Origin of the sequence: Enterococcus sp. DIV0755f (assembly GCF_051713725.1) — a bacterium.
Classification (GTDB): domain Bacteria; phylum Bacillota; class Bacilli; order Lactobacillales; family Enterococcaceae; genus Enterococcus_D; species Enterococcus_D casseliflavus.
Map to the genome: position 1 here is coordinate 651090 of NZ_JBIOQL010000001.1, position 16615 is coordinate 667704.

General features: G+C 44.8%; 13 protein-coding genes and 1 other annotated feature. Of the genes, 11 read left to right on the forward strand and 2 right to left on the reverse strand.

What is annotated here, in order from left to right:
- Nucleotides 1–114: 114 nt before the first annotated feature.
- The 9 genes from IGI73_RS03005 (at nt 115) to IGI73_RS03045 (ending at nt 10641) form a co-directional block, all read left to right on the forward strand.
- On the forward strand, nt 115–1257 hold the full coding sequence (locus IGI73_RS03005; protein ID WP_086339394.1) for a cysteine desulfurase family protein: 1143 nt from the start codon (nt 115–117) through the stop codon (nt 1255–1257).
- 47 nt (nt 1258–1304) lie between these two features.
- The gene (thiI, locus tag IGI73_RS03010) at nt 1305–2513 is read left to right on the forward strand and encodes a tRNA uracil 4-sulfurtransferase ThiI (protein WP_005225147.1); all 1209 of its coding nucleotides are present in this window, start codon (nt 1305–1307) and stop codon (nt 2511–2513) included.
- A gap of 154 nt (nt 2514–2667) precedes the next feature.
- Nucleotides 2668–3321 (forward strand): redox-sensing transcriptional repressor Rex, encoded by a 654-nt coding sequence (locus tag IGI73_RS03015; protein WP_005225148.1) that lies wholly within the window; start codon nt 2668–2670, stop codon nt 3319–3321.
- A 65-nt stretch (nt 3322–3386) separates the two neighbouring features.
- Nucleotides 3387–3878 (forward strand): thiol peroxidase, encoded by a 492-nt coding sequence (gene tpx / locus IGI73_RS03020; RefSeq protein WP_010747457.1) that lies wholly within the window; start codon nt 3387–3389, stop codon nt 3876–3878.
- A gap of 57 nt (nt 3879–3935) precedes the next feature.
- Nucleotides 3936–4170 (forward strand) — a binding site (T-box leader).
- 522 nt (nt 4171–4692) lie between these two features.
- Complete coding sequence (locus tag IGI73_RS03025; RefSeq protein WP_061053800.1) at nt 4693–7338, forward strand: valine--tRNA ligase; 2646 nt, start codon at nt 4693–4695, stop codon at nt 7336–7338.
- A gap of 147 nt (nt 7339–7485) precedes the next feature.
- Entirely contained in the window at nt 7486–8799 is a 1314-nt protein-coding gene (locus IGI73_RS03030; RefSeq protein WP_086339175.1) for a bifunctional folylpolyglutamate synthase/dihydrofolate synthase, read from the forward strand.
- Nucleotides 8792–9466: an HAD family hydrolase gene (locus IGI73_RS03035; protein ID WP_005225153.1), complete on the forward strand. Its 675-nt coding sequence runs from the start codon at nt 8792–8794 to the stop codon at nt 9464–9466. The genes IGI73_RS03030 and IGI73_RS03035 overlap by 8 nt, the downstream gene beginning before the upstream one ends.
- Nucleotides 9467–9548: 82 nt before the next feature.
- Nucleotides 9549–10241, forward strand: coding sequence for a RadC family protein (gene radC, locus IGI73_RS03040; RefSeq protein ID WP_438759069.1), 693 nt, complete (start codon nt 9549–9551; stop codon nt 10239–10241).
- Between the two features lie 199 nt (nt 10242–10440).
- Nucleotides 10441–10641 (forward strand): cold-shock protein, encoded by a 201-nt coding sequence (locus tag IGI73_RS03045; RefSeq protein ID WP_005225155.1) that lies wholly within the window; start codon nt 10441–10443, stop codon nt 10639–10641.
- A 144-nt stretch (nt 10642–10785) separates the two neighbouring features.
- Here the strand turns inward: IGI73_RS03045 and rnjA are convergent, their stop codons facing one another.
- Together rnjA and IGI73_RS03055 are read right to left on the reverse strand one after the other, a co-directional pair.
- Nucleotides 10786–12465, reverse strand: a complete 1680-nt coding sequence (rnjA, locus tag IGI73_RS03050) for a ribonuclease J1 (protein WP_005225156.1) — start codon at nt 12463–12465, stop codon at nt 10786–10788.
- 1 nt (nt 12466) lies between these two features.
- Nucleotides 12467–12679 carry a DNA-directed RNA polymerase subunit epsilon gene (locus IGI73_RS03055; RefSeq protein ID WP_005225157.1) on the reverse strand — a complete coding sequence of 71 codons (213 nt, stop codon included), beginning with the start codon at nt 12677–12679 and terminating at the stop codon, nt 12467–12469.
- Between the two features lie 401 nt (nt 12680–13080).
- Here IGI73_RS03055 and IGI73_RS03060 point away from each other — a divergent pair, with 401 nt between their 5' ends.
- Together IGI73_RS03060 and IGI73_RS03065 are read left to right on the forward strand one after the other, a co-directional pair.
- Complete coding sequence (locus IGI73_RS03060; RefSeq protein WP_010747462.1) at nt 13081–14814, forward strand: ABC transporter ATP-binding protein; 1734 nt, start codon at nt 13081–13083, stop codon at nt 14812–14814.
- The gene (locus tag IGI73_RS03065) at nt 14811–16568 is read left to right on the forward strand and encodes an ABC transporter ATP-binding protein (protein ID WP_005225159.1); all 1758 of its coding nucleotides are present in this window, start codon (nt 14811–14813) and stop codon (nt 16566–16568) included. Before IGI73_RS03060 ends, IGI73_RS03065 begins: the two co-directional genes overlap by 4 nt.
- Nucleotides 16569–16615 lie beyond the last annotated feature (47 nt).

Consider the following 16615-nt stretch of genomic DNA (forward strand, 5'->3'; position numbering starts at 1 on the left):
ACGAAGGAAGGAAAAGTTTCCTTTAAAAAAAGCCAAAGCCAGCGAGTCACCTTGAAACTCAGCCCAAGAGCAGTTATAATGGGAAAGAATTTTTTTAGAGAAAGGGTCCTATCATTGATCTATTTTGACAACAGTGCAACAACCGCTATTTATCCACAAGCTTTAAATACATATGTCCAAGTCAGTCAGCGAATCATCGGCAATCCCTCAAGCCTGCATGATTTAGGAAATCAAGCCAATCGCCTGCTGCAGCAATCTCGTCAGCAGATCGCCGATCTGTTAAACGTTTCTTCCAAAGAGATCGCATTTACCAGTGGAGGAACTGAAGGAGACAACTGGGTCATCAAAGGGACTGCTTTAGCGAAAAAAGCCTATGGGAATCACCTGATTATTTCCAGTATTGAACACCCTGCCGTCAGTGAAACAGCGGCTCAATTAGCCGAGTTAGGGTTTGAGGTCAGTGTTGTGCCTGTCGATGCCCAAGGCTTTGTCAACGTGTCTGAATTAGCAAACCTGATTCGCAAAGAAACGATTTTGGTTTCGGTGATGGCGGTCAATAATGAGGTAGGGTCGATCCAACCGATCCATGAGATCGCAGCTGTGCTAGCGGACCATCCAACGATCCATTTTCATGTAGATGCCGTCCAAGCCATCACAAAGGTGCCGCAAGAACAATGGTTCAATGAGCGGGTCGATTTTGCCGTGTTCTCTGCGCATAAATTTCATGGACCTCGTGGCGCAGGCTTTATCTATTGGAAACAAGGCCGTAAGCTGGCGCCATTGATGACCGGCGGTGGGCAAGAGCAAAACCAGCGCAGCGGTACCGAAAACGTACCAGCAATCGTTGCTATGGCAAAAGCCCTACGTTTAGCGACAGAACAAAAGGCTGAAAAGCCGAACCATGTTCAATTATTAAAAGGCTATTTGCAAGAAGCACTGGCTGGGTACGAGAAAGTCACGCTTTTTTCTGGCACAGAAGGGTTTGCGCCGCACATACTTTGTTTTTCATTAAAAGGGATCCGAGGAGAAGTTTTAGTCCATGCCTTTGAAGAAAAGCAGATCTATCTTTCGACGACGAGCGCTTGTTCCTCCCGTAAAAAGATGGCCAGCAGTACGCTTCATGCGATGCACGTTCCAGAACAGTTAGCAACATCGGCTGTTCGTATCAGTTTAGATGAGAGCAATACAATGGCAGAAGTCGAGCAGTTTCTGATCGTCTTCCACCAGTTGTACCAAAAATTTTCGAAAATCAATTAAGCACGACAGACCACTATAAAATCAATCCAAATCAAAGGAGTTTTCTCGTGAATTATTCAGAAATCATGGTTCGTTATGGCGAACTGTCAACAAAGGGCAAAAATCGTCGTAGTTTTATTATGCAATTAGCTTCAAACGTCAAACGTACCTTAGCAGATTATCCCCATGTCAAAGTTCATGCCGAGCGAGATCGCATGCACTTGCTATTGAACGGTGAAAACAGCCAAGAGATCATTCCTAAGCTGCAAAAAGTCTTTGGGATTCAAAACTTTTCCCCCAGCATTCGGGTCGAAAAAGATATCGAAGTATTAAAGAAAGCCGTTCAAGACGTCATGGCAGAGATCTATACGGGTGTTGAGACCTTCAAAATCACAGCCAAGCGCAGTGATCATTCGTTTGTGCAAGATAGCAACCAGTTGAATTTGACCTTAGGTAATGCGGTGATCGACCGTTTTCCTGATATCAAAGTCCAAATGAAAAAACCAGACATCAATTTGCGTGTAGAAATACGGATCGATGGCGCTTATTTGTCTTATGAAACGATCCAAGGAGCCGCTGGGCTGCCAGTGGGCACCAGTGGAAAGGGAATGTTGATGCTTTCTGGCGGTATCGATTCGCCAGTTGCAGGCTACTTTGCCATGAAACGCGGCGTTGAGATCGAAGCGGTCCATTTTGCAAGCCCTCCTTATACGAGTGAACAAGCGTTGCAAAAAGCCAAAGATTTAACGAAGAAGCTTGCGCCTTATGTGGGAAGCATCCAGTTTATCGAAGTTCCGTTTACAGAAATCCAAGAAGAAATCAAAAATCGTGTGCCACAAGGCTATTGGATGACCATCACCCGTCGGATGATGCTGCGTTTGACGGATGCGATTCGGGAAGCTCGTCATGGCTTGATCATCTTAAATGGTGAATCATTAGGACAAGTGGCTTCACAAACTTTGCATAGCATGGTCGCCATCAATGAAGTAACCAATACGCCGATCGTGCGCCCAGTGGCAACGATGGACAAATTGGAAATCATTGAAGTTGCCGAAGCCATTGATACCTTTGAATTATCAGTTCAGCCATTTGAGGATTGCTGCACAATCTTTGCACCTCCTCAACCAAAGACGCGCCCAAGACTGGATAAGGTCCACCAATATGAAGAACGTCTCGATATCGAAGGGATGATGGAACGTGCGATGGCTGGGTTGAAACTGGAAGCAATCACGGCAAATCAAGAAAAAGCAGCAACGGAATTCGCTGAATTTTTATAATAAAACCCCGATTTTAATGCTACGACCACAACTGTTTTTGAATAGTTGTGGTCGTTTTTCATCGAGTGAGAGAGTTTGTGAATATTTTCTTGCTATTGAAAATGGAACATGCTACACTCAATATGTGAATCATTTAACAAGGAGGGTGGACAGGATGGAAGCATTAAGAGATAAAAAACTTCCGAAAGCGACGGCAAAACGTTTGCCAGCTTATTTACGACACTTAAAATTACTGGATGCCTCTGGTATTCAGCGAATCAAATCGAAAGAGTTTGCAGAAATCACGCAAGTTCCTTCAGCCACGATCCGCCGAGATTTTTCTCATCTAGGAGAATTGGGCAGAAGTGGCTATGGCTATGATGTTCCTTATCTGATTGAGGTATTGAGCTATATCTTAGAAACCAATGAAGAGAAAAAAATCGCCTTGATTGGTTATGGAAATTTAGGAAAAGCGTTAGCCAACAACAATTTTCGCAGAAATGAAAATCTTTCCGTGGTCGCGGTTTTTGACAATGATCCAGAAATGATTGGTCAGACCATTAGTGGGCGTTATGTCTATGGAATGGATCAATTGGCGGAAGTCGTAGCAGAAAAAGGGATCACCGTAGCGATTTCGACCGTTCCTAGTCGTTATTCACAAATGGCGATCGATGCGATCGTGGATGCTGGGATCACAGCGATTTTAAATTTTGCCCCTGATCCCGTCATCGTGCCAAAAGACGTCAATATCCAATACATTGATTTGACGACAGAATTGCAAACATTGATCTTTTTTGATACGACCTACTCGCAAAAATCGAAAGTCTGAGCAAATCCTTTTCGTTTTTTGACAATCTTTCTTATACTGGGAGAAAATGGTATAGGAGAGATGTTATGCAAGTTACACGCAAAGAAACGGTTTATGAGATGCCTGGCAACCAACCAAAAGTAGGGGATAAAGCGGCTGATTTTCGCTTGAAAAGTTTAGAGGACAAGGAATACACACTGACTGATTTTTTAGGAAAACCAACGATCATCAGCGTGGTTCCCGATATCGTGACACGCGTCTGTGCATTGCAGACCAAGCGTTTCAACCAAGAAGCAAGTCAATTGGATGACATCCATTTTGTCACGATTTCTAACAATACAAAAGAAGAACAAGCGCAATGGTGCGGCCAAGAAGGTGTTGACATGATCATGCTTCATGATCCGGCGAATACCTTCGGTGAGGCCTATCAAATCATGATCCCAGACTTCGGTCATTTTGCCCGAGCAATTTTCGTTTTAGACCGTGAAGGCGTGATCCAACACGTTGAGATCGTGCCTGAGATCTCCCACGAACCGGATTATCAAGCAGCCATTGATGCTGCGAAAGCAAACCTCTGATTGACTTTCAAAAAAGTTCATTGTAGAATGTAGCAAGATGAAACAAGAATCTATGATAGCAAGACAATGTTCAAGAGGAGTATCAGTGACCCTGGCGGTCAGAGAGAAGTCGGTCGGTGCAAGACTTCCCCAGACACTGAAAAGGTAGCTTGAAGGTCTTTGATCCGAACCACGGTTTGTTTCTTGCAGACAAAGCCGAACAGTAAGATCAAGCGCGTCGTGAACGTTACCTCACGTCAAAGTGGCAGAGCAATCTGCAATTTAGGTGGTACCGCGTATCAGCGCCCTAATGCCTCGGCATTAGGGCGCTTTTTGCTGTGAATCACTGCGAGTGGCCCACAAAGTGGGACAGAGCAGATGATGAACAGTACTAGGCGACCATAGGGAGCGTAGTAACCGTACTAGGAATCACAATGAGTGGCCCACAAAGTGGGACAGAGCAGATGATGAACAGTACTAGGCGACCATAGGGAGCGTAGTAACCATACTAGGAATCACAATGATTGGCTTGCGATGCAAGACAGAATAGATGATGAACAGTACAAGAAGTCATCAAAATTGGTTCACGAAGCGAGTCAGATCGGTTGCCAAAAGCCCTAAGACACAATAGCGGATCACGGAAGCGAGCCTTGACCTCTGTAAGCAACGTTTTTTTACGAACAACAAGCGAGGCGTCAACAAACAGCTGATAATCATCTCTACCACGGCACTAATCCTGAACGATTCAAACATTGTCACGCTTTACCCAGCAACAGGCACCAAAAATCCACACCAACCATTACGTCTAAAAAACGTAACTTTAGGAGGACCAACAATGACAGAAACTGAAAATCTATCCACCAAGTACAATCCCCAAGAAGTAGAAGCGGGGCGCTACCAAGATTGGTTAGAACATGACCGTTTTAAACCAAGCGGCAACAAAGAAGCAAAACCTTATTCTATCGTGATTCCGCCACCAAACGTAACAGGAAAATTGCACTTAGGTCATGCCTGGGATACCACGTTACAAGACATCATCATTCGTCAAAAACGGATGCAAGGGTATGACACCTTATGGTTACCAGGAATGGACCATGCCGGGATCGCTACCCAAGCCAAAGTAGAAGAAAAGCTGCGGGAACAAGGGATTTCTCGCTATGACCTTGGTCGGGAAAAATTCGTTGAACAAGTATGGGATTGGAAAGAAGAATATGCCGGTCACATTCGGGAACAATGGGCGAAACTAGGTTTATCTCTAGACTATAGCCGTGAACGGTTTACGTTAGATGATGGATTATCCGAAGCGGTTCGCAAAGTTTTCGTGACGCTATATGAAAAAGGCTTGATCTATCGTGGCGAGTACATCATCAACTGGGATCCGCAAGCCCGCACGGCATTATCTGATATTGAAGTGATCCACAAAGACATCGAAGGTGCTTTTTACCATATGTCTTACGAATTAGCAGATGGCAGCGGTGTGGTGGAGATCGCAACGACTCGTCCAGAAACGATGCTGGGGGATACAGCAGTCGCGGTTCATCCAGAAGATGAACGTTATCAAGCATTGATTGGTAAAAAAGTGATTTTGCCTTTGGTCAATAAAGAGATCCCAATCATCGCAGATGAGTACGTGGACCAAGAATTTGGAACTGGGGTCGTAAAAATCACTCCTGCCCATGACCCGAATGACTTTGAGGTCGGTAACCGCCATGACCTACCACGGGTCAATGTCATGAATGATGACGGAACAATGAACGACTTAGCAGGTACTTATGCAGGCATGGATCGTTTTGCTGCTCGTAAGCAAATCGTGAAAGACTTAGAGGCGTTAGGTCGTCTGATCAAAATCGAAAAAATGGTTCATAGCGTAGGGCACTCAGAACGGACAGGCGTAGTAGTCGAACCTCGTTTATCGACACAATGGTTCGTAAAAATGGAGCCATTAGCAAAACAAGCCATCGACAACCAAGAAACCGACGATGCGGTGGACTTTTATCCGCCACGTTTCAACCAAACATTCTTACGTTGGATGGAAAATGTCCATGACTGGGTGATCTCTCGTCAGTTGTGGTGGGGCCATCAAATCCCAGCTTGGTACCACAAAGAAACGGGAGAAATGTATGTAGGACTTGAAGCGCCAGCGGATGCCGAAAATTGGCAGCAAGATCCAGACGTATTGGATACCTGGTTTAGTTCTGCTTTATGGCCGTTTTCAACAATGGGGTGGCCAGATGAAAACAATGAAGATTTCCAACGCTATTTCCCAACGAATACATTAGTGACCGGGTACGACATCATTTTCTTCTGGGTAAGCCGTATGATCTTCCAAAGCTTGGAATTTACTGGCAAACGACCATTTGAAAATGTCCTGATCCACGGATTGATCCGTGATGAACAAGGTCGCAAAATGAGTAAGTCGCTTGGAAATGGGATCGATCCGATGGAAGTCATTGAACAATACGGTGCCGATGCATTGCGTTGGTTCTTATCAAATGGCTCTGCACCGGGACAAGACGTGCGTTTCAGCTATGAAAAAATGGATGCCGCTTGGAACTTCATCAATAAAATTTGGAATGCTTCCCGTTTCGTCTTGATGAATGTCAGCGAAATGACTGCCGAAGACATTGATTTTTCTGGTGAAAAATCAGTGGCGGATCGTTGGATCTTGACGCGCTTGAATGAAACGATTGAAAAAGTCACTGACCTTTTTGAACGCTTCGAATTTGGGGAAGCGGGTCGTCAATTATACAACTTTATCTGGGATGATTTCTGTGACTGGTACATTGAAATGTCGAAAGAAACCTTATACGGTGACAATGAAGCAGCGAAACAAGTCAATAAGAGCATCTTAGTCCATGTTCTTGATCAAATTTTACGCTTGTTGCACCCAATCATGCCATTTGTTACAGAAGAAATCTGGAGCAAACTGCCGCATACAGGGGAATCATTAGTTGTTGCTGAGTATCCACAAGTGGCACCAGAATGGACCGATGAAAAAGCGGCGCAAGGGATGGAAGTGTTGAAAGAATTGATTCGTTCGGTTCGAAACATCCGTGCAGAAGTAAACACACCACTTTCGAAACCAATCACTTTGCTGATCCAAGCAAATGAGCCTGAGATCGAAGAATTCTTGATCGCCAACAAAAACTATATCGAACGCTTCTGTAATCCAGAAGAACTAGAAATCTCTAACAGCTTACAAGCCCCTGAATTGGCGATGTCAGCCATCCTATCAGGCGCGACGATCTACTTGCCGCTAGCTGGGTTGATCAACATTGAAGAAGAAATCGCGCGTTTGGAGAAAGAACTAGCGAAGTTCACCCAAGAAGTTCAACGGGTACAAGGCAAATTGGCAAATGAACGCTTCGTTGCCAATGCACCAGAGGAAGTCGTAGCACAAGAACGCAGCAAAGAAGCCGATTATCTTGAAAAACAAAAAGCAGTCCAAGAACGGATCGAGCAATTGCGCACGATTCAATAGGAAGCGTCGACTGTCTGCAAACAAGCATCTCTTGTAGATGCTTGTTTTTGCGTAATCGATAGAAACCGTCAAACAAATTTCTCGTTTAAAGGAAAGAAATTGGGAAAGCTGTGGGATTTTTGATAAAATAAGAGCGAGGTGAAGGAGATGACAAGCGAAGAAGCAACAGCGTGGATCCATTCGCGTTTGGCATTTGGGCAAAGACCCGGATTGATGCGTGTCGAAGCATTATTAAAACGAATGGGCAATCCTGAAAAAAACATAACCATGATCCATATCGCCGGCACGAATGGCAAAGGATCAACCGTCAGCTATTTGCGCAGTCTTTTAGAAGAAGCTGGGCAGCAAGTGGGGACTTTTACTTCCCCGCACATTGAAGCGTTCAATGAACGGATCGAAATCAATGGACAATTTATATCAGATGAGGATTTGGTCGCTTGGGTGGAAAAAATCCAGCCGCTGGTTGCTGAAATCGATCGTGATGAAACCCTGACGGGCATCACTCAGTTTGAGATCATTACTGCCATGGCATTAGGCTATTTTGAAGAAAAAAAGGTCGATGTTGCGATAATGGAAGTTGGCCTAGGGGGACTTTTAGATAGTACCAACGTTATTTCCCCGATGTTGACAGCGATCACGACGATCGGCATGGATCATATGGATGTCTTAGGCGATACCATTGAAAAAATCGCTGCCCATAAGGCGGGGATCATCAAGCCACAAATTCCCCTTGTGACTGGCAATATCGTTGAAAGCGCGCTTTCGGTGATCGATTTGAAAGCTGCAGAAGCACAGGCACCTGCGTATCATGCAGGGCAAGAGTACCGTGTGACCTATCGTCATCCTGATGAAGAGTGGGGCGAATTGTTTGATTTTGAAAATGAGCATGGCAAAATCAAAGGCTTGAAAACACCGATGTTAGGCCGCCATCAACCAGAAAATGCCGGTGTTGCGATCCAATTGTACAGTCTGTATTGCGACCTGCGGCAGCTGCCATTTTCAGCTAAAGAAATTCGCAATGGGCTAAGAAAGGCCTATTGGCCCGCCCGAATGGAACGAATCAGCAGTGAACCACTGGTGATCATCGATGGCGCCCATAACGTGCATGCCATGGCTCGCTTGGTGGATACGATGAAAGAAGAGTTCAGCGACTATCGCATCCATGTGCTGTTCTCAGCCTTAGAAACCAAAAACGTCAATGAGATGCTTCAGCAATTGCTGGCAATTCCGCAAGCCGAGATTTATTTAACGACCTTTGATTTCCCAAAAGCATTGCATTTAGCAGACGGCTATCAGGAACTCGATGAAAAACGAATCTCAACCGTCTCTTTATGGCAGTTTGGCTTGGCAGAATTATTAGAAAAAATGACCAATGAAGATTTGCTGCTGGTGACAGGATCGTTGTATTTTGTTTCAGAAGTTCGTGAATTGTTGTTGGCAATAGGAGGAAGAAATGGCTAAGTTACGTGGTGTGATTTTCGATATGGACGGCTTGATTTTTGACACGGAGCTGCTCTATTACCAGGCTACTCAAATCGTGGCGGATCAAATGGGGATTCCCTATACAAAAGAGTTGTATTTAGCTTATGTGGGGGTCTCGGATGAAGAAGTCTGGGCAGCTTACCATGAGCGGTTCGACGAAGCCTTTGGCCATCAAATGATCGAAGACTTTATCCAAGCGGCTTTTCAGCAAACGCTGGAAATGTTCCAACGGGGCGAGGCTGAATTGAAGCCAGGTATCCACGAGTTATTGCATTATCTTGATGAGAAAAAGATTCCCCGAGTGTTGGCGTCTAGCAACCAGCGCAAAGTGATCGATACCTTGCTGGAAGCAGCAGGCTTAACGGCGGAATTTCCTGAGATCGTCTGCTTTGATGATGTCACACGGGCAAAACCAGATCCTGAGATTTTTGAAAAAGCCCACGCATTATTGGCGGTACCAAAAGAAGAATTGGTGATCCTTGAAGATTCGGCTAACGGTATTCATGCTGCTCATGGGGCAGGGATCTCAGTCATTATGATTCCCGATTTGATCGCGCCGACGACCATCATTGAAGAAAAAGTCTTGAAAGTCTTACCATCACTAGAGGATGTCCCAGATTTTCTAGAAACCGCCTTTTCGATCTAGCTGCGATTTTTTGCGCACCTGATTCATGAAATACTCTCTCCTTTGCGTATCTTTTATTAGACCGACGCAAAGGAGTTTTTTTATGATCAATGAAACTGTGATTCCCCAAAGTTCGTTTCCCCGAGAGCGTTTAGTAGAATATGGAGTGGATGCCCTTTCGAATCAAGAATTATTGGCCATTTTGCTGCGAACTGGCTCACGTCCTCTGAATGTCCTCGAATTAGCGGCCAGTGTCTTGAATCGTTTTCAAGAATTGTATGAACTAAAGCAAGCGACGATCGATGAATTACAAGAAATTCGCGGCGTCGGACAAATCAAAGCCATCGAGATCAAAGCGATGGTTGAATTAGGTGTGCGAATCCAGCGCTCCGCTCAACTAAAGTACGGTAAGGTCAACTCTAGTATGGCGATCGCCCATCAGTTGATCCAAGAGTTGAAGGATTGTCGTCAAGAGCATTTACTAGGGCTTTATTTGAATACGAAAAATGAGATCATTCAGAAAAAAACGATCTTCATCGGATCGTTGAATCAGTCGATCGCTCACCCACGGGAGATTTTTCATTGGGCGGTACGCTACAGTGCCGCCCGAGTGATCGTCGTCCACAACCATCCCAGCGGCAGTCCCCAAGCCTCAGAGGCAGATCTGCTGTTTACACGCCGCTTGATCAAGTGCGGAGACTTGATGGGGATCGACATATTGGATCATTTGATCATTGGCGACAATGCCTATGTCAGTTTGCGAGAAGAGGGGCTGTGGCAACAGGAAGACGTGTGAAAATAAGCCGAGTTTGCGAACATTATTAAAAATAAAGGTGAATTGTCTAATCGTCTGTCTTGCAAAAAAATACGGGCAAGTGTAAAATATTATTGTAATTTTGTTTGCTGAATAGATGTTGAAACGCACGTTAGGCCTCTATCGCACAAAGGCAATGTTACACACAATTAAGTGCTTATGCACGAGGAGGTTTTTTTTAATGGAACAAGGTACAGTAAAATGGTTCAATGCTGAAAAAGGGTTTGGTTTTATCTCTCGCGAAGACGGTACAGACGTATTTGTACACTTTTCAGCGATCCAAGGTGAAGGATTCAAAACTTTAGAAGAAGGTCAAGCAGTAACTTTCGACGTGGAAGATTCTGATCGTGGACCTCAAGCAGTTAACGTAAACAAAGCGTAAGCTTTCAAACAAACTGCCAGTAAGAGCACTTTGAAATCAAAAACCCCAAAAGACCATCGATTCGATGGTCTTTTTTTTGCTTTTTATAAGGGAAAGGAAAAAGGGTAGTTCTCAGTAACCTGAGAACTACCCTCGCATGTGAGACTATAAATCGTCCGGCGTCATGATCATCGAAAGGATCATTGGATGACGCTCGGTTTTTTCAAATAGGAATGGCTGTAACGCCGAAGACATCGCTTCTCTTAATTTATGTTCTGTTGGGTCTGGTTGGTTCAAGACTTCCCTCAATGCACGGAAGAGGATCTGCTGTGCTTCGTTGATCATCTCGCCAGATTCCCGCATATAAACAAACCCACGAGAAAGGATATCTGGTCCAGCAAGGACTTCTTTCTTCGCCACATCGACTGTCGCGACAGCTAAGACGAGGCCTTCTTCTGAAAGAATGCGACGATCTCGTAGGACGACATTTCCGATATCACCGATACCGCTGCCGTCGACATAAACATCATTGGCATTGAAATGACCAGCCAAGCGAGCGGTATCCGCTGTTAAGGCCAACATGTCACCATTTTCCATAATGAAACAATTTTCTTTTGGTACACCGACATCTTGTGCCAACTGGGTGTGGATGTTCAGCATCCGAAATTCCCCGTGGACAGGCATAAAGAATTTTGGCTTCATTAGACGCAACATCAGTTTTTGTTCTTCTTGGCCACCGTGACCAGAAGTATGGATGTTGTTCAATTTGCCATGGATCACGTTTGCGCCAGCTTCCAACAACAAGTTGATCAGCTGATTGACACTCGTGGTATTTCCTGGGATTGGTGAGCTTGAGAAAATCACGGTATCATCTGGGTGAATTTGGATTTGACGGTGAGTCCCGTTGGCAATCCTACTTAAAGCAGCCATTGGCTCTCCTTGAGAACCCGTACAAAGGATCATGGTTTCGTTTGCAGGCAAACGATTGATCTCATGAGATTCCACAAAGGTTCCATCTGGCACCTTGATATAGCCAAGGCGCTGTCCGTTGACGATCGCATTTTCCATACTGCGTCCAAAAACGGCGATTTTACGTCCAGTCGCAACCGCCGCATCTGCAGCTTGTTGGAGACGGAAAATGTTGGAGGCAAAGCTGGCGAAAATGATCCGACCATCGATTTTTTCAAAAATCTTTTGGATCGAGCTGCCGATCGTTTTTTCTGATTTGGTAAAGGTCGGAATTTCTGCATTGGTACTATCGGAAAGGAGGCAAAGGACGCCTTCTTCACCAATTTTTGCCATTTTGTGCAAGTTTGCTGGTTCGCCCACAGGCGTAAAGTCAAACTTGAAATCGCCAGTTGCGACGATATTGCCAGAAGGCGTTTTGACAACGACACCTAAAGCATCAGGGATACTGTGAGTCGTTCTAAAGAAGCTGATGGATGTTTTACGGAAACGAATCACCGTATCTTCATTGATTTCGTGTAATTCCGCATCCCGCAATAAGCCATGCTCATCTAATTTGTTGGTGATCAAAGCAAGTGCCAAGGGTCCCGCATAGATCGGGATATTGGCTTCCCGCAACAAGTAAGGGATTCCGCCAATATGGTCTTCGTGACCATGAGTGACGATCAAGCCTTTGACTTTCGGTAAATTTTGAACGATGTAGCTATAATCGGAAATGACATAGTCGATCCCAAGCAGTTCATCTTCGGGGAATTTGATTCCCGCGTCAATTAAGATGATCTCATCTTGGAATTGAACCCCATAACAGTTTTTTCCGATTTCGCCAAGTCCACCGACGCCGAATACGCCAGTCTCATTATTTTTCAGCGAAACTTTCATCTTAAAACTCCGCTAATTTGAAATCAGCGTTTTCTTTTTCGTAAGCTAAATGTTTTTCATCTAGTTCTTGAACGAACTCGATGTTGTATGGGGTATTTTGTTCAACCAGACGGCGTGCGATCACTGCATCGTCTGCTTCAATGTACAAAGAGTGGGTTTGTTCTCTCTTTGGGTTGCGGTCTTTTGTTTCTTGGTAATAAATTTTGTAAATCATATCTTTTCTCCTTTATCTGCTTTTCGCAGTAGTCTATTTGGTTGATGAATTCGCTGCATCACAAAATCGAGGTCCGAATAAAGTGACCTGAAAAGAAGGCTTCGAGAGCCGCTGCATGCTTTTTTCAGACAATCGTTGTGAGAAAAAAGAGAAAGCCTCGTCTTTGCTTTCCAAATGTCGTCATAAAAAATTCACCGGGTTTGTAAGTCGTTCCACTACAAGTATCCCTAGTTTATCACAGAAAAACGAATAAGTATAGAAACACGTCATTTTGAAAAGGCTTACTGAAAGAAAATGAAAGGACTATCGCTGAAGTTTGCTTTTTTTCGTTGAAAGTGCATTACAATAAGAATATTCCTATGCTATAGTAGAAGTAATGAAGTAAAAAAGGAGGGGATTTTTTGAAATTAATGTGGCACTACACGATGAGAAACAAGAAACTGCTGGTTTTTAATTTCATCTGTGTTTTTGGTTTTATTTTGATTGAATTAGGTTTGCCGACGTTATTGGCAAGAATGATCGACAAAGGGATCGCCGCTGGTGATCGCGACTACATATGGAAAATGGGTGCGGCGATGATCGCGATCACCATTGTGGGGATCACGATGAACATTTTGTTAGGCTATTTCACGTCACGTATCACCACTAACATTGTGGCAGATATTCGTGACGATCTTTTTGAAAAAGTCCAAGGCTATTCACATACCGAATATGAAAAAATCGGGGTTTCATCATTGATCACCCGTGTGACCAATGATGCGTATCAAATCATGCTGTTTATGCAAAGCATCTTACGGACAGGTTTGATGACACCCATGATGTTTGTGGTCAGCTTGTACATGGTCATGCGGACAAGTACACAACTAGGGTTGTATGTTTTGGGGGCATTGCCGATATTGCTGATGGCCGTCATCGCCATTGCCAAAATCTCGGAACCCTTATCCACTAAACAACAAGCCAATCTAGATAAAATCAATGGCATCTTGCGGGAAAATCTCTCTGGTTTACGAGTGATCCGTGCCTTCGTCAATGAAAAATTTGAAGAAAAACGCTTTGGCAAAGTCAACCAAGCCTATGCTTCTAGTTCTCGCAGCTTGTTTCGCTTGATGGCAACGGCACAACCAGGCTTTTTCTTCTTATTCAATATCGTGATGATTTTGATTATTTGGACGGGAAGTATTCAAATCGATCAAGGGCAACTGCAGGTCGGTGACTTGATTGCATTTATCGAATACATCTTCCATGCGCTGTTTTCTTTCATGCTGTTTGCGACTGTCTTTACGATGTATCCACGAGCGGCGGTTTCTGCTCGTCGAATCCAAGAAGCGTTAGATGCGACTTCTGAAATCAAAGAGCCAGAACAGCCAGTGACTGAAACTAAGACGAAAGGCTTCTTGGAATTCAAAAATGTTACCTTTGCTTATCCAGGACATGCTCAAAGTCCAGTGATCCGTAATGTTAGCTTTACCGCTTCACCAGGGGAAACCGTGGCGTTTATCGGTAGTACTGGAAGTGGAAAATCAACCTTGATCCAATTGATCCCACGTTTTTACGACGTCAGTGAAGGCCAAGTTTTGGTGGATGGTGTTGACGTTCGGGATTACAGCTTAACGACGTTGCGCAACAAGATCGGGTTTATCCCTCAAAAAGCGTTGCTATTTACAGGGACGATCGCAGAAAACCTACGCTATGGGAAAGAAGATGCCACGCAAGCAGAGCTGGAACGAGCAGCCGAGATTGCGCAAGCGGCAGATTTCATTTCTCGCACACCAGATGGCTTTGATGCTCACTTGGCAGAAGGCGGAACCAACTTCTCTGGCGGACAAAAACAACGCCTAGCGATTGCCCGTGCGGTGATCCGCCAACCAGAGATCTATATTTTTGATGATAGTTTTTCTGCATTGGATTACCAAACGGATGCAAAATTGCGGGCACGCTTGAAAAAAGAAACCACAGAATCGACCGTTTTGATCGTTGCTCAACGAGTAGGAACGATCATGAATGCCGATAAGATCGTCGTCTTGAACGAAGGCGATGTGGTTGGCATCGGCACCCACAAAGAACTGCTGCAAACTTGTCCAGTATACTACGACATTGCGGCGTCACAATTATCAGAGGAGGAGTTGGCACAATGAAAGCAATCTCTTCTTTAAAACGGTTAGGTGCTTACATCAAACCGTACAAAGTACAATTTATCCTAGTCTTGCTGTTTACTGTTGCAACCGTCGGCTTCAATGCGGCAATGCCGTATGTTTCTGGATTACCGACGACAGAGATCAGCCGCAACATCGCTGCAGGCGAAGGCGTTAATTTTGATTACGTGATCCTTTGCTTGATCTGGATCGCAGTCGTTGGTGTCGGTTACTGTTTCTCACAATTGATGTCAGGGCTGCTGATCACCAACGTTGTCCAATCTGCGATGCGAGATCTGCGGCAAGACATTGAAGAAAAAATCAATCGTTTGCCCGTTTCTTACTTCGACCGCAACCAACAAGGGAATATCTTGTCACGGGTGACCAATGACGTGGATGCCGTCAGCGGTGCGATGCAACAAGCCTTGATCGGGATCGTCAATGCCTTCTTAGGAATCGTTATGGCGGTTTCCATGATGTTTTACATTAATACCTACATGGCGTTGGTTTCATTGATCATGATCCCAGCCTCCTTATTGATTTCTCGCACGATCGTCAAAAAGTCGCAAAAAGACTTCCAAGGCATGCAAAATGCGTTAGGGGATCTGAACGGCTACGTACAAGAAAACATGACTGGATTCAGTGTGTTGAAAGTGTATGGACGGGAAAAGCAAACACTTGAAGGGTTTAAAAACGTTAACCACCAGTTGCGCTATTACGGCTTTCGTTCTGCCTTTGTTTCAGGATTGATGATGCCGTTGGTGCAAATGACCGCTTACTTTACCTATATCGCAATGGCAGTCATGGGGAGCTTTTACGTGATCAGCGGCGTGATCGTTGTTGGTCAGCTGCAAGCATTCATTCAATACATTTGGCAAGTCAGTCAGCCAATGGGGAATATTACCCAGCTGTCTTCCGTCTTGCAAAGTGCCTCAGCAGCAGCAAAGCGGGTCTTTGAAATCCTAGATGAGGAAGAAGAGCCAGTCAATCAAACCGATATCCAATTGCCAGAACAAATCAGAGGCGACGTGACCTTTGAACATGTCGGCTTTGCCTATGATCCGAAAAAACCGTTGATCAAAGACTTGAACTTTGAAGTCAAAGCTGGACAAACCGTGGCGATCGTGGGACCAACAGGTGCTGGGAAAACCACCTTGATCAATTTGTTGATGCGTTTTTATGATGTCAATGAAGGGGCCATCAAGATCGACGGCATCGACACGAAGAAAATGGAACGTCACGATGTTCGGTCACTATTTGGGATGGTCTTACAAGATGCATGGTTGTACGAAGGCACGATCGGCGACAACATTCGCTTTGGGAAATTAGATGCCACCGATTATGAAGTCGTTGATGCAGCGAAAACCGCCAACGTCGATCACTTCATTCGCACGATGCCAGACGGCTACGAAATGATCATCAATTCTGAAGGGGACAATGTCTCCTTGGGGCAAAAACAATTGTTGACCATCGCTCGGGCAGTCATCTCTGATCCGAAGATTTTGATTCTCGATGAAGCCACCAGTTCGGTGGATACCCGCTTAGAAGCGCTGATTCAAAAAGCAATGGATAAAGTGATGGAAGGTCGTACCAGCTTTGTGATCGCCCATCGTTTGTCAACGATTCGTGAAGCAGATCTGATCTTAGTGATGGATCAAGGGTCGATCATTGAAAAAGGCAATCACGAAACCTTGTTGGCAGCTGGCGGCTTTTATAGCCAACTGTACCAAAGCCAATTTTCAGAAGAAGCCGAGTAAGCCCAAAAGAGCGTCCAGTCAGACTGGCGCTCTTTTTGCATTGTCGC

Excerpts from the sequence above, each read along its gene's own strand:
- IGI73_RS03035 (WP_005225153.1), top strand. The coding sequence starts at position 8,792 with ATGGCTAAGTTACGTGGTGTGATTTTCGATATGGACGGCTTGATTTTT.
- IGI73_RS03065 (WP_005225159.1), top strand. The coding sequence starts at position 14,811 with ATGAAAGCAATCTCTTCTTTAAAACGGTTAGGTGCTTACATCAAACCG.
- IGI73_RS03015 (WP_005225148.1), top strand. The coding sequence starts at position 2,668 with ATGGAAGCATTAAGAGATAAAAAACTTCCGAAAGCGACGGCAAAACGT.
- IGI73_RS03025 (WP_061053800.1), top strand. The coding sequence starts at position 4,693 with ATGACAGAAACTGAAAATCTATCCACCAAGTACAATCCCCAAGAAGTA.
- tpx (WP_010747457.1), top strand. The coding sequence starts at position 3,387 with ATGCAAGTTACACGCAAAGAAACGGTTTATGAGATGCCTGGCAACCAA.
- rnjA (WP_005225156.1), bottom strand. The coding sequence starts at position 12,465 with ATGAAAGTTTCGCTGAAAAATAATGAGACTGGCGTATTCGGCGTCGGT.
- radC (WP_438759069.1), top strand. The coding sequence starts at position 9,549 with ATGATCAATGAAACTGTGATTCCCCAAAGTTCGTTTCCCCGAGAGCGT.
- IGI73_RS03030 (WP_086339175.1), top strand. The coding sequence starts at position 7,486 with ATGACAAGCGAAGAAGCAACAGCGTGGATCCATTCGCGTTTGGCATTT.
- IGI73_RS03045 (WP_005225155.1), top strand. The coding sequence starts at position 10,441 with ATGGAACAAGGTACAGTAAAATGGTTCAATGCTGAAAAAGGGTTTGGT.
- IGI73_RS03055 (WP_005225157.1), bottom strand. The coding sequence starts at position 12,679 with ATGATTTACAAAATTTATTACCAAGAAACAAAAGACCGCAACCCAAAG.